Raw genomic sequence first — 13499 nt, forward strand, 5'->3', positions numbered from 1 at the left:
GTCGGGCAATGCGGTCATCTCCGGCGGCACGGCCCGGTCCAGGCTGGACCTCATCACCGCGATGTCGGCGGCGGTCAACCCGGACATCTCGGACGGCGACCTGTCGATGATCGAGCGTTCGGCCTGCCCGACGTGCGGATCCTGCTCCGGCATGTTCACGGCGAACTCGATGAACTGCCTGACCGAGGCGATCGGGCTGTCCCTGCCCGGCAACGGGTCGACCCTGGCCACCGCCGCCGCCCGCCGTGAGCTGTTCGTCGAGGCCGGGCGTCTCGTGGTCGACCTGGCGCGGCGCTACTACGAGAAGGACGACGAGGCGGTCCTGCCCCGGTCGATCGCGACCGCCGCCGCCTTCCGCAACGCCTTCGCGGTCGACGTGGCAATGGGCGGCTCGACGAACACCGTGCTGCATCTGCTGGCTGCCGCCGTCGAGGCCGGCGTCGACATCACCCTCGCCGACATCGACCGGATCTCCCGCACCGTCCCCTGCCTGTGCAAGGTGGCGCCGAGCTCCACCCGTTACTACCTGGAGGACGTCCACCGGGCGGGCGGCATCCCCGCGGTCCTCGGCGAGCTCGACCGGGCCGGGCTGCTCGACCCGGACCCGCATACGGTGCACTCGGCGAGCCTGCGCGAGTTCCTCGACCGCTGGGACGTCCGCGGCCCGAGCCCCTCGCCGGGCGCGATCGAGCTGTTCCACGCGGCGCCGGGTGGCGTGCGCACGATCGAGCCGTTCAGCTCCACCAATCGGTGGGACACCCTCGACACCGACGCCAGAGACGGCTGCATCCGTTCGGTCGAGCACGCCTACTCCGCCGAGGGTGGGCTCGCGGTGCTGTTCGGCAACCTGGCCATCGAGGGCGCCGTCGTGAAGACGGCCGGCGTGGACGAGAGCCAGTGGGCCTTCCGCGGCCCGGCGCTCGTGGTCGAGAGCCAGGAGGAGGCGGTCGACGCCATCCTCACCGGGCGGGTCAAGGCCGGGGATGTGATCATCGTCCGCTACGAGGGCCCCCGCGGTGGCCCGGGGATGCAGGAGATGCTCTACCCCACCGCGTTCCTCAAGGGTCGCGGTCTCGGCCCGAAGTGCGCTCTGATCACCGACGGCCGGTTCTCCGGCGGGAGCTCCGGACTGTCGATCGGTCACGTCTCCCCGGAGGCGGCCCACGGCGGGACGATCGCCCTGGTCCGCGACGGGGACATCATCGAGATCGACATCCCGGCCCGCCGGCTGGAGCTCGTGGTCTCCGACGAGGAATTGGCGAGCCGACGCGCGGCGCTGGACGCGGCCGGCGGCTACCGTCCCACGGGGCGGGAACGGCCGGTGTCCATGGCGCTGCGGGCCTATGCGGCGATGGCGACCTCGGCCTCCACCGGTGCCGCGCGCGACGTCGGTCTGCTCGGCGGCTGACGAGGCGTCCGAGCGGGCCCGGCTCGGACCGGGACGGGTTCAGACCGGGACGGCGGCGGGGGCGGACGACGGCGTCGCGAGCGTTACGGCGAAATCCCCGTCGGGATCCGTCCACTGCCGCGCCACCGCCCAGCCCGCCAGCGCAAGCTCCGAGGCGATGCCGTCCAGGGTGAACTTGGCGCTGATCTCGGTGAGGATCTCCTCGCCCGGCTGGAAGCCGGCCGTGACGGCGAGGGCCGCGATTGAGACGCGCTGCTCCCGAACGGAACGTAGCCGCATCTCGATCCAGGAGTTCTCGGCGTTCCAGATCGCCACGTGCGCGAATCCGCGGATGTCGAAGTCGCCCCCGAGCTCCCGGTTGATCACCGTCAGCACATTGCGGTTGAAGGCGGCGGTGACCCCGGCACCGTCGTCGTACGCGGCGACGAGGCGGTCGACGTCCTTGACGAGGTCCGTTCCCAGCAACAGGGCGTCGGAGCTCTCGGCCTGCCCGCGCAGCGTACGGAGGAGGTTCTGCCGCTGCGCGGGGCGCAGATTGCCAACCGTGCCGCCGAGGAAGGCGAGCAGCCGGTGGCCACCTCGGGGCAGCTGGTGCAGATGCCGTTCGAAGTCCCCGACCACGGCCGCCACGGAGAGCCCCGGGTAGGTGGTGAGGATCCCGCGACCCGCCCGCACCAGGGCTGCCTCGTCGACATCGAAGGGGATGAAGCGGCGGAGGTTGCCGGCCGCCCGCAGCGCGTCGAGCAGCAGCCTGGTCTTGTCGGAGGTTCCCGATCCCAGCTCGATGAGGGTGTCGGCCGGACAGGCCGTCGCGATCTCGTCGGCGTAACTGACCAGGATGGCCCGTTCCCGCCGGGTCGGGTAGTACTCCGCCAACTGGGTGATCTTGTCGAACAGCATGCCGCCGGTGGTGTCGTAGAACCACTTCGGCGGCAGCTCGCGGGGGCTCGCGGTGAGGCCGGCGAGGACGTCGCGGGCCAGCGTGACGGTACGATCCGACTCGTGCAGGTGGCGGTCGACGGAGAGGCCCGGGAATGGGATCTCCGCCGTGCCGTTCGCGCCCGTCCCCTCAGGGACGGCATCATCCGCCCGGGCGGTTGTCGGAGTCCTTGGTGTCATGGATGTGCCCTCCATCAACGTGGTGCAACCCACGGTAACCGATCTAGGAGATCATGTTACGAAGAGTGACTTGGTGTGTGTCGGCTACCAGGAGGTGATGGTCCGGAACGTCCACCCAGCCCGGTTCGTCATCGTCTGGTTCGCTTGCGACCAGGACTCCATCTTTCTCCATCCGGTATGACAGGCTGTCCCGCCAGGCGGTCGCCACGATCTGGGTTCCATCCACCACCAGCAGGTTCAGCCGGGCCCGCTCGCCCGGACCCGCCGCGTCCAGCGACAGCACGACCTCGGCGACCGCCTCGGCGAGTGGACGCTTCTCGGCGCGCTCCCACACCAGCGCGGCGAGCAGCGCGGAGTCGCACGTCGAGTCCGGGACCGGAGCGTCGGGCCGGTCGCGCAGCATCCGCCGGACGGCCACCGGGTCGACCCGGCCGTTGTGGCTGAGCAGCCGGTGGCCGTCGGTGAAGGGAGCCGTCGCGCTCTCTTCGACCGGCATGCCGACGGTGGCGCTACGCACGGCCGCCAGCACGCAGCCGGAGGCGACCGCGCCGGCGATCGAGGCGTACGAGGCGTCTGTCCACATCGGCACGGCCCGGCGGAACCGGGCCGGCGCCGCCCGCAGCGCCGGGGCGTACCAGCCGACTCCGAACCCGTCGGCGTTCACCGTGCCGTGGCGCATCCGCCTCGGCGACCACGACTGGCGCAGCAGGCTGTACGGACGCTCCAGGGTCAGCCCCGCCAGGGTCCGTGGCGTTCCGATCCAGGCGAGGTGCCGACACACCGAGGTCTCCTTCGCACACGTGCTCGCTCGTCACCCGGCGTCGCGGGCCAGCCGGAATCCGGCGAAGATCTGCCGGCGGATCGGGTAGTCCCAGTTCCGGAACGTGGCGCGGACGGCGACGGCGTCCGTCGCCCAGCTGCCCCCGCGCAGGACGCGGAAGGACGGCTCCCGCCCGGCCTTCGGAAAGAAGACCTCGCTGTACTCCCGGTAGGGATAAGACGCGAAGCCCGGGTACGGCGTGAACCCGCTCGCCGTCCATTCCCAGACGTCCCCGATCATCTGTTCGGCTCCGCAGGGACTCGCGCCCGCGGGATAGGCCCCCAGCGGGGCCGGGCCGCTCGTCCGGTTGCCCAGGTTGGCACGCTCCGGAGTCGGATCGGTGTCCCCCCACGGATACCGCCGTGAACGTCCGGTGACCGGGTCGTAGGCGGCGGCCTTCTCCCACTCGGCCTCGGTCGGCAGCCGCTTGCCGGCCCAGCGGGCATGCGCCTCGGCCTCGTACCAGCACACGTGCTGGACCGGCTCATCGAGGGGAACCGGCTCGACCCGGCCGAACCGGCGGCGCAGCCAGGTGCCGCCCTCGCGCCACCAGAACGCGGGCGCGCTCAGGCCCTCCGTCTGGCGCCATTCCCATCCCGCCGTCGACCAGAGCCGCTCGTCGTCGTAGCCGTCGGCGTCGATGAAGGCGATCTGCGCCCGGTTGGAGACGGGGATGGTGTCGATCCAGAACGCGGGGAGGTGGACGCGGTGGGCGGGACCCTCGTTGTCGAAGGCCCAGGGATGGGTGCTGGTACCGAGGGTGAACTCGCCGGCCGGCACGAGGACCTCCGGCCGCGGCACCCGGCGGCCGGGCGGTGGCGCCGCGCCGGGAGCGAGTACCGGCGGTCCCTGGCGGAGCTGGTGCGTGGCGAGCATCGTCTCGTCGTGCATGTGCTCGTGCTGCACGACCATGCCGTAGACGAAGCCGTCGGCGAGCAGCCGTTCCCGCTCCGGTACGGCAGCGGTTTCCGCGGTGGCGCCGGCCACCGGTCCGAACCGGTCGGGTCCGAACCGGTCGAGGAGGTCGAGGGTGCGGCCGCGGACCTCGTGCAGGTACGCCCTGGTCTCGGCGGGGCCGAGCAGGGCCAGTCGGCTGCGGCTCGCGCGGCTGTGCCGGAACGCGTCGTAGATGTCGTCGAGCCCCGGCCGCGTCCCGGCGCCGCCGGCCAGCGCGCGCACCAGCCAGAGATCCTCGTAGTTGCCGACGTGAGCGAGGTCCCAGACCAGCGGGGACATCAGCGGCGAGTGCTGGCGGAGGAGATCCTCCGCGGCGATGTCGGTGTACGTGAGTGAACGCCGGCGCGCGACCCGGAGGGCGTCGGCGACGGTGTCGGCGGTGATCGGCATAGCCTCCTGGGTCGGCATCGCCTCCTGGGCGGCGGCGGTCTCCCGGTCGGCTGGGTCGGCCGGGGACGCCGGGGACTGGGTCAGACGAGTGAGACGCACCGGTGGGCCTCCTCACGCAGCAGACCGGCCGGGCCGATCGCGAGAAGTCGTTCGGTCAGTTCGTCGGCCGGACATCGGCCGCGGTCGAGGTAGCGCCCGGCGAACGACTCGACCGTCTCGGCGAGATCGGTCGCGCCGCCGCGGCGCAGGGCGCTCACGGCCAGGTCGACGCAGCGCACCGCCGCGCGTCGCAGGGGTTCGTCGGCCATGCCGAGCATCGCCGCGGCCGGCCAGCGATGCGCGACGGCCAGGCACGCCTCGAACGCTCCGTCCGCGGCGACCGGGTCGTCAAGCAGTACCGTCGGCATCGCGACGGCGGCCTGCCAGCCGTCACCTGGTTGCGCGTCGAGGTAGCGCAGCTCCCACCAGCCACGCGGTCGGACCGGCGGGAACACCGTGGTCGCGTGGTAAGAGAGGTCGTCGCGGGTCGGGGGACGGGTGACCGGGCCGCGGCCGGCGAGCCAGTCCCCGAAGGTCGAGCCGTCCCGGACCGCGACGAAATGATGATCGTTTTTGGGGTCGCCGGCCCCGGCGGGATTCCCGACCATCATCAGCTTGGCGTCGAGCAGGTACCGCGCCCACAGGTCGACGAGATCGGGCTCGGTGTCGCTGGACCCCGGGGCCGTGAGAGCGGCCGCGACGGGCCGGGTCCGGCTCGCGTCGATGCCGTCCCACACCGCCTGGCGGGTCGACCGCCATCCGGTCCGGCGGCCGGCGTACGCGGGTGAGGCGGCGAACAGGGCGGTGAGGACCGGGCCGAGAGCGTGGACGAGTTGGAACCGCCGCGCCGCCTCGGCAGGCGAGCCGCCGAGGTCCAGGTTGACCTGGACGGAGGCGGTCGAGCACATCATCACCGTGCCGGACGCCCCGCCCCCGGTCCGGAAATGCTCCTCCATCGCCGCGTACCGGGACGCGGTGGTCTGCCGCATCCCGACGCGCAGGGGATCGACCCCCATGCCGACGAGGGCCAGGCCGTCCACCGCCAGGGCGGAGCGGACCAGGTTCAGATCGGCGGAGGTCGCCCGCACAGCCGCGGTGAGCTCGGCCGGCGGCCCGGACAGCTCCAGCTGGCCGCCGGGCTCGAAGGTGATGCGGCTGCCCCCGGGCAGGACCGGCCCGCCGGGGCCCGGGGTGGTCCCGGGAATCCGGGCGAGGGACGCCAGCGTGCGGGCCGGCGGGATCAGGCAGTGGACCGCCTGCGTGTCGACGACCAGCCACTCCGTCTCGATGCCGACGCATCCTCCCGGTACCGTCGGGCCACCGTTCCCCCGGGTATCCCTATGGCCGTCCCCCCAGGTGTCCTTGCGGGCGTTCCCGCGGGCCGCCTCATCGCCTGTCCCGTGGACCGGCGTGACGCAGCCGGCCGCGAAGGCCCGTACCTGGTCGGTGTCGATCGCCCGCCGCTGTGGCTGTGAGTGAGGGTGTGGTGGTTGCGGCTCGTCATTCCGGATCCCCTCGGGTGTCACGTGGCGTGGCATCCTGTGGCTCCTCTCCGGCACTGCAACTGTTCGACACCGCGCCCGGCGGTGGCCTCTGGTGGGTTCTCCCCGGCGCTGCCGGCCCCCTACCCAGCCGCCGTACTCGGTGTCGCCTCGCCCAGCTCGCCGATGGGTGGTATAGATGTGTTTTCAACGTGCTTCTCCCTCGCATATTCCACCCCCTTGACCCTGTCGCTGTTGTGTATTCGATGGAATGGTGACCGGGACGGACCGGGAGTCAGTAGCACGCCGTGATTGACTGACGGCGGAGCCGGTTCCGGACCCGGAGACAACGCCGAGCGCAACGGCGTCGTGACGGCGCCGGGAGGTGGTGACCGCGGACGTGTCCGATCGGCAGTCAGCGGGACGTTCGGCCATGGCCGAGTACCTGCGGCGCAAGCAGCTGTACGTCGCCGAGCGCGGTGATCATAAACGGCGGGCGATGGCCGTCGCCGGGGCGACAGCGGGTGCCGTCGCCCTCGTCGTCGCCGTGGTCAGCCTCCTGGTCGGGCTGCCCGCGCGCGTGGCCGTGCAGCTCGCGATCATCTCGGCCGTCGTGGTGGTCCTCGTCGCGGCGACCCGGTTTCTCCGGTCCCCGCCGGAGATCGAGGCCTGGCGCGAGGACGCGGAGGCCGAACGCAGCACCGCACGGGCGTTGGACCGTTTGGTCCGGGCCGGCTACACCGTCCTGCACGACCGCGCGCTGGCCGACTCGGCCGGCAATATCGACCATCTCGTCATCGGGCCGTCCGGGGCCTGGGTGATCGAGACCGACGCCCATCCGGGACCGATCCGCCAGAACGCCGCCGGGGTCTGGGCCGGCAAGGTTCCGTTGCGGGCGATGCTGGGGCTGGTCGCGTGGATGGGCGAGGAGGCCACCGCGCAGCTCCTCGCGGAACTGCCGGCGGGCTGGCAGTTGGAGGTCCAGCCGGTCGTGGCCTTCGCCCGCGCGGATCTTCCCGCCGGCCTGGCCCTCGTCGAGGGCGTGCTGTTGCTGCCTGCCACCGGGGTGGCCGACTACGTGCTCTCCGCCGGGGTCGTGCTTCGGCCCATCGACGTGGCGATGCTGGTCGACGTGGCCGAGCGGGTGTTCCCGGCCTATGCGGTGTCGGGACCCCCGCCGTCCTGGCCGGCCCGATCCCGGCTGCGCGGCCTGCTGCGGCGTTGATCAGCCTGCGGTGACGTTGATCAGGGCGATGCGACCCGGTCCGGCCACGGTGCCGGCGGGCGGGATACCGTTGGGTGAAGGTGGCCTACGAAGGAGACGAGATGGTTCGCAAGGTGACCGTGCTGGCTCTACTGGCGAGCGCCGGAGCCGCGCTGACCGCCGTCCGGCGCCGCAGCAGGGGCAAGGAGGAGATCGACCTCTGGCGGGAGGCGACCTCCGCGGCGGGCGCCCCGGCCGGCGGGCGCTGAGGTCCACGGCAAGGCCGGGATGCCAGCCCGGCCCGGGGGGTCAGCCCGCCGAAGCTTCCAGCTCAGGGCCTCAGCCTCAGAGCTCGACTAGGCCCACGTCGGCGATCAGGGTGCCGACCAGTCCGGCCGGGGCGGCGAGGTGCAGCTCGATGTGCGTCTCCGACACCAGATCCTCGACGACGCGCAGCGGCACGTGGATTGAACCCCGCGCTCCGATCGGGAAGAAGCGCATGGGAACCCCGTTCCGCAGGAGGATCGGGCAGATCAGTTCGTCCGTCGAGTTGCCGCCCCGGAAGTAGAGCGGCTGGGCGGTGATGCCGGCTGGGACGACGTAGCTGAACGACGAGCCAAGCGAAATCGGAACATCCAGACCTTTGCCCTCGAAGGGGACAATGCCCTGCAGGAAGCGAGGAGTTGTGAACATCCGCTCATCCTTCCGCCGGGTATCCGTGTGCATGCTTTCCGTATCTTCCTCTGGGTATTTTCGCTCGGAGCTGTTTCCACCGCGTTACGTCGGCCATCGAGGGAGCGTCGGACGCGGCCCGGATCTCGAGCGCAACGTGTGCCGACTATAAGGAATCTGCGGGTAAAGACGCTGGTAGGAGGCTTGACCTGGCGTGTGGTGGCGTGTGGTGGCGTGTGGTGGCGTCGGGGGGCACCGTAGAACCATGACCACCCCGACCTCGCCCCGACCGTCCGACGCCATCGTCCCCGGCGCGGGAGTTGATGCCGACTCCGGGGCGGGTGTGAGCATCGCTCAGGAGTCGAGCATCGACACGTCGCCGCCGTCCGGTCCCTCCTACCTCCCCTCGGTGGTTCCGCACGATCGGCTCGCCGGATGTGCAGCGGCCCATCGGCGTCTACTGGAGGTGGCCGGCCGGCTGGACGACATCGTCGTGCGCCGTCCGTCGGGCCTGCCGGGCTGGGCGGTCGGTCACCTGCTCACCCACCTGGCCCGCAACGCGGACAGTCACACCGGCATGGTCGAAGCCGCCCGGGCCGGTGGGATCCGGGCCCAGTACCCGGGGGGCGCGCAGCAGCGGGAGGACGGCATCGCCGCCGGTTGCGATCTGCCCGCCGCCCAGGTCCGCGACGACCTGGTGGCCGCGGTGACCCGGCTGGAGCGGGCCTGGGACGGCGTGCAGGTCGACGTCTGGCGCACGGGTCTCGGGCACACCGCCACCTATGGCCTGACGACCCTTGCTGATCTGGTCTTCCTCCGCTGGCGGGAGACCGAGATACACCTCGTCGACCTCGATCTTGCCGATCTCGGCGGTCCCGGCTGGGCGGACCTGAGCCCGGCCTACGTCCAGACCGAATGGGAGTGGACCCTGCGCGGGCTGCCGGCCCGAGTACCCCCGGAGATCACCGTCGTGCTGGCGCCGGGGGACCGGCCGTCGACCGCCGTCGGTCGCGGGCAGCGGCGTGTGGTCGTCGATACGCCCACCAGGCCGACGCTGCGCTGGCTCGCCGGCCGGGACCCGGGCCGGCCGGACTGGCCCACCCTCGCCCCCTGGGAATGACCGGCGCTTTCTCGGACTGACCGGCCGGCTGCTCGGCGTCCCGGACCGGGCTGGCGGGACCCGCGACGGGGCGGGCTTCTTCTGAGGTTTCCGGCTAGCGCGACAATGTCTGCCGTGTTGGACAACAGGGACAACTGGGGTGAGGCGGCGCGCGGGCGACATGGGGATCGTGGCCGGAGCTTTTCATGATCACGCCGCCCTTGTTCAACAACAAGGGCGGCGTCGGTAAGACGACCCTCGCCTACCACCTGGCGCACATGCTGCAGCGCATGGGTCACCGGGTGCTCGCGGTCGATCTCGATCCGCAGGCGAACCTGACCGCCCAGTTCCTCGACGAGGACGAGCTGACCCAGCTGTGGGAGGAGCCGGAGGTCACCGCGTCGTCCGCGCCGAAGCCCATCATCGACCTCGACGTGCGCCCGGTTCGGATTGTCCCCGGTACGGGGACGATGGCGACGGCGATCGGGCCGATCATGGAGGGGGTCGGGGACGTCGCGCTCTTCGATCCGGTGACGATCGAGGACGGCCTGTGGCTGCTGCCCGGTGACGTCGAGCTGAGCGTCTTCGAGGACCGGCTGTCGGCCGCCTGGCCGAACAGCTTCCTCGGCAAGGACATCGCGGCGCTGCGTACGACGACGGCGTTGCACCGGGTCATCGACCATGGTGCCCGCTTGGTTGGCGCCGAGATCGTGCTCATCGACGTGGGGCCCAATCTGGGGGCCATCAACCGGGCCGCGCTGCTGTCCGCCGACACCGTGCTCATGCCACTGGCAGCGGACCTGTTCTCGCTGCGGGGGCTGCGCAACCTCGGCCCCACGCTGCGGGAGTGGCGTTCCACCTGGCAGGGCACGGTGCTGCCGAAGATTCCCGAGCGCATCTCGGCTCCGCGCGGGCTGATGATGCCGATCGGGTACATCGTGATGCAGCCGCCGACGCGGACCGACCGGCCGGCAAAGGCGCACGACCGGTGGCTCGACCGGATTCCCGAGGTGTTCGCGACCTCGGTGCTCACCAGCGGGAACCCCGGACCGCACGACCGTTCCTTCGAGATCGCCACTCTGGGGCACTACGCGAACCTGATCCCGCTGGCGCACGACGCCCGTAAGCCGATGTTCGAACTGCGGGCCGGAGACGGCGCGCTCGGCGGTACGCAGAGCGCGGTGCGGCGGTGCTACTCCGACTTCCGGGATCTCGCGGTCAAGGTGCGGGAGCGGCTGGCCTTCATCGATCCGACCCTGCGCCGGTCCTGGCCGACGGGCCGGTTATCCACAGGGCTTCCGCGGGGCACGATGGTCGTAGGCGGGCACTGTGACCGCCGGAAGACCGGATCCCCCCGAGCATCGGTGTCCCCCCATGGTTCCCGGGTGGTTCCCGTGCCGGACCAACGTCCGAGGAGACCGTCATGCCGTACGCTTGTGAAGCGCTTCGCCGAGGTGGTCATCGTCGAATGGTTCCGTCCCGGCCGGAGCGCGTCCCTCGGGGGCGTAGCTCAATTGGCAGAGCACTGCCTTTGCAAGGCAGGGGTTAGGGGTTCGAGTCCCCTCGTCTCCACCACGATGCGCAACAATGCCCTGACCTGGGCAAATAGGTAAATTCTATGAGATCTGATCCTTGATCGAATAGAGAATGTCCAGGTCGGGGTATTGATCGTCTGGTTCGATTCCCGGGTGCATCGACAAGTCTCGACTACGTTGGGTAGTCGTGGGAGGTTGGTCGAGCAAGGGATGTCGACGGCCAGCGTGCACTCCAAGATGTCTCCGCTGGGATCTGGCATCTGATTAGCCGGGATCATGATGCCTCGTGCGGAGGAGTCGGAACTCGCGCGGTCATGAACCAGAAAGTCCCAAGATGACGGTGTGCGAGTTTGTATCGGGGCTTGCCTCAATGCCACTTCCACTATTTAGATCTTGGTGGGCTGTGGTGTGTCGATTCAGGTGGTTCCGTCTGGTTGGCGGCATGATCGAGCGCTGTGGCGGACACGGGGGCGGTGGCGGGTAGCCAGCTGACGGACTGGATCTCCCTGGGGGTCCTGACGTCGTTCGTCCCGCGTGATGCGGTCGATGAGGCGACCGGAGCGGGTGCCCGGCGCTCCGATGCGACGATCCCACCGCAGGTCGTGGCCTACTTCGTGGTGGCGCTCGCGTTGTTCGCGCGGACGACGACTACGAGGCGGTCGCCCGCCGGCTCGCTGCCACGCTCACCGATCTCGACGTGGTGGGGCTGCGGTGGGGACCGGCCGCTGGCGGAGCTGTTCAGCCAGGTCGCCGGGCCGGTCGCGGACCTGGACACGGCCGGGGCGTTCCTCGCCCGGTGGCGGCTGATGAGTATCGACGGGCTGGAATGGGACGTGCCGGCCTCGAAGGTGAACATCTCCGCGTTCGGCGTGCCGGTGGGCCGCGACGACGCGCCGGGGGTGTTGCCGAAGGTCCGCCCGGTCACCGTGTCCGAGTGTGCCTCACACGTCCCGGTCCTGGCCGCGCTCGGCCCGGCCGGTGGGACGAAGCCCGCCAGCGAGCAGGCCCTGGCCCGGGCCCTCTACCCGCGGCTGGCCTCGGGCTGGCTGTTGCTCGCGGACCGCAACTTCTACTCCTGGACGGACTGGTGTGCGGCGGCGGACACCGGTGCGGCGTTGCTGTGGCGGGTCAAGGCCAGCCTGCGGCTGCCCCCTACGGACTGTTTCGGAACTGGCAGCGGGACGGCACCTGGGAACGGATCCTGACCCAGCTTCAGGCCCAGGCGGACGCGCAAGGGCTGATCACCTGGGACGTTTCCGTCGACTCCACGGTGGCCCGGGCCCACCAGCACGCCGCCGGTGCACGCAAAAGGGGGATCTTCGGCGGGAACCTCCGGGAGGAGTAGTCACAGAACCGGCCGGCCATGGGCTGGGACGTTCCCGCGGTGGGTTCTCTACAAAGATTCATCTTGCCTGCGAGCAGGGCCGTCGTCCGCTGGCGTTGCTGGTCACCGCCGGGCAGCGCGGCGACAGCCCGCAGTTCTCGGCCGTACTCGACAAGATCCGTGTTCCCCGGTCGGGGCCTGGCCGTCCCCGGACCCGTCCCGACCGGGTCATGGCGGACAAGGCCTACAGCTCCCGGGCGAACCGGGCTTTGCTCCGCCGTCGGGGGATGCGGACTCGACCTCGACCGCGCGGCCGTCAACGCCGCCCTCGCTGTGGCCCACCACAATGGCGGCACCGAAGGCGTGAACACCAAAACCAGACGGATCATGCGCCAGATGCACGGCCGAGCCGAGTTCACCCTCCTCCGCCACCGCATCCTGCTCGGCTGACATTCGGTCACCGCCGAAAGTGAGCCAGAGCCGTTTTCTGGACACATCCCCCATTCACTACGTCGCCAGCTACATCGGCAACAAACAGATGATCGCCGCACCCGGACACACAGTACGCTGTGCTGGTACTCGATCAGTCTTCGACCGCCAGGACGACGAAAACGATGAGGACGGGGTCAACGACATGACGGTCACCGTGTCTGTCGATCCACCCGGGCAGCTGTAGGTGGCCGGGGACCGCTGCGACGCGGGCCTGTTGCGCGAGCTGGAGAGCTGGCGGCACGACGGGGAGCCTGAGCGCCGCGTCGACGTCTTCGTGACGTATGCGGACGATCCGGCCACGCTCACCGCCGCCGGGCTCGAGCTCGGCCACCACGACGGCGAGGTGGCTACCGGTACCGTGTGGCTCGCCGACATGGCCGCGCTGGAGGCGGTCCCGGGCGTGCGGTGGCTGGCCGCCTCAGCGCGTACGCACCTGCTGATCGATCGCAGCATGCCGGAGATCAAGGCCACCGCCGTGCGCGCTCAGGCCCCGCCGTACTCGGTCGGCGGGACGCCCGGCGCGACCGGCAAGGGCGTTCTGGTCGGCATCCTCGACAACCGGCTCACGGTCACGCACCCGACGTTCACGGTACCTGGGGTCATGCCGCCGAAGAGCCGCGTGATCGGCTACTGGGACCAGGTGTCCCGGCCCGAGGCCGGCCAGGGGCCGCCGCCCGGCTTCCCGTACGGCGTCTGGTGGGACCAGACCGCCGTCGCCGACGTGGTCGCGAACAACCGGATGAACGCGATCTGGACCAGCTCGCAGTCCGACCACGGCTCGCACGTGGCGGGCATCGCTGCGGGCAGTGGCGCGGGCGGGGATGCGGGCCTGCCGCCGTTCCGGCTCGTCGGCGTCGCGCCGGAGGCCGACATCGTCTTCGCGAACTCGGCGATGGTGCTGTCCGCTAGGGCCTGTTTGGGAAGTACGTCCCGGGGCTGGCCGTGGATCTGATGGTGAT

At 70.8% G+C, this 13499-nt stretch carries 11 protein-coding genes, 1 tRNA gene and 3 pseudogenes; 10 read left to right on the top strand and 5 right to left on the bottom strand.

Features of this window, described 5'->3' with window-relative positions; genetic code table 11:
• A partial coding sequence (gene ilvD, locus AC08OU_RS11020; RefSeq protein ID WP_476604833.1) for a dihydroxy-acid dehydratase occupies positions 1-1408 on the top strand: 1408 nt, incomplete at its 5' end.
• Positions 1409-1447: 39 nt separating this feature from the next.
• Here ilvD and egtD read toward each other — a convergent pair.
• Genes egtD through egtA form a run of 4 tightly spaced genes read right to left on the bottom strand, consistent with a single transcriptional unit; the run spans position 1448 to position 6271 of the window.
• Positions 1448-2527 (bottom strand): L-histidine N(alpha)-methyltransferase, encoded by a 1080-nt coding sequence (egtD, locus tag AC08OU_RS11025; RefSeq protein ID WP_476599439.1) that lies wholly within the window; start codon positions 2525-2527, stop codon positions 1448-1450.
• Positions 2528-2570: 43 nt separating this feature from the next.
• On the bottom strand, positions 2571-3308 hold the full coding sequence (gene egtC, locus AC08OU_RS11030) for an ergothioneine biosynthesis protein EgtC (protein WP_476599441.1): 738 nt from the start codon (positions 3306-3308) through the stop codon (positions 2571-2573).
• 30 nt (positions 3309-3338) lie between these two features.
• On the bottom strand, positions 3339-4793 hold the full coding sequence (gene egtB, locus AC08OU_RS11035; RefSeq protein WP_476599443.1) for an ergothioneine biosynthesis protein EgtB: 1455 nt from the start codon (positions 4791-4793) through the stop codon (positions 3339-3341).
• Positions 4775-6271 (bottom strand): ergothioneine biosynthesis glutamate--cysteine ligase EgtA, encoded by a 1497-nt coding sequence (gene egtA, locus AC08OU_RS11040; RefSeq protein WP_476599444.1) that lies wholly within the window; start codon positions 6269-6271, stop codon positions 4775-4777. Before egtA ends, egtB begins: the two co-directional genes overlap by 19 nt.
• A 376-nt stretch (positions 6272-6647) precedes the next feature.
• Here egtA and AC08OU_RS11045 point away from each other — a divergent pair, with 376 nt between their 5' ends.
• The gene (locus AC08OU_RS11045; RefSeq protein WP_476599446.1) at positions 6648-7439 is read left to right on the top strand and encodes a nuclease-related domain-containing protein; all 792 of its coding nucleotides are present in this window, start codon (positions 6648-6650) and stop codon (positions 7437-7439) included.
• 101 nt (positions 7440-7540) lie between these two features.
• Entirely contained in the window at positions 7541-7687 is a 147-nt protein-coding gene (locus AC08OU_RS11050) for a DLW-39 family protein (protein ID WP_462188792.1), read from the top strand.
• A gap of 76 nt (positions 7688-7763) precedes the next feature.
• On the opposite strand, the gene AC08OU_RS11055 is transcribed toward AC08OU_RS11050, so the two are convergent.
• Positions 7764-8111, bottom strand: coding sequence for a molybdopterin oxidoreductase (locus AC08OU_RS11055; protein WP_476599448.1), 348 nt, complete (start codon positions 8109-8111; stop codon positions 7764-7766).
• Positions 8112-8355: 244 nt separating this feature from the next.
• Here AC08OU_RS11055 and AC08OU_RS11060 point away from each other — a divergent pair, with 244 nt between their 5' ends.
• The 7 genes and pseudogenes from AC08OU_RS11060 (at position 8356) to AC08OU_RS11090 (ending at position 13492) form a co-directional block, all read left to right on the top strand.
• A complete protein-coding gene (locus AC08OU_RS11060) occupies positions 8356-9210 on the top strand; it encodes a maleylpyruvate isomerase family mycothiol-dependent enzyme (RefSeq protein ID WP_462188789.1) in 855 nt (284 codons plus the stop codon).
• Positions 9211-9467: 257 nt separating this feature from the next.
• Positions 9468-9986, top strand: a pseudogene (locus tag AC08OU_RS11065) (ParA family protein); the annotation flags it as partial.
• Positions 9987-10688: 702 nt separating this feature from the next.
• A tRNA-Ala gene (locus AC08OU_RS11070) sits at positions 10689-10764 on the top strand.
• A gap of 415 nt (positions 10765-11179) precedes the next feature.
• Complete coding sequence (locus AC08OU_RS11075) at positions 11180-11929, top strand: transposase domain-containing protein (RefSeq protein ID WP_476599450.1); 750 nt, start codon at positions 11180-11182, stop codon at positions 11927-11929.
• A pseudogene (locus tag AC08OU_RS11080) lies at positions 11832-12320 on the top strand (transposase); the annotation flags it as partial. The gene AC08OU_RS11075 and the pseudogene AC08OU_RS11080, both read left to right, overlap by 98 nt.
• A gap of 19 nt (positions 12321-12339) precedes the next feature.
• A pseudogene (locus AC08OU_RS11085) lies at positions 12340-12498 on the top strand (ISL3 family transposase); the annotation flags it as partial.
• Between the two features lie 226 nt (positions 12499-12724).
• Entirely contained in the window at positions 12725-13492 is a 768-nt protein-coding gene (locus AC08OU_RS11090) for a S8 family serine peptidase (RefSeq protein ID WP_476604834.1), read from the top strand.
• Positions 13493-13499 lie beyond the last annotated feature (7 nt).

The sequence above is a fragment of the Frankia sp. CcMO1 genome (assembly GCF_977945845.1).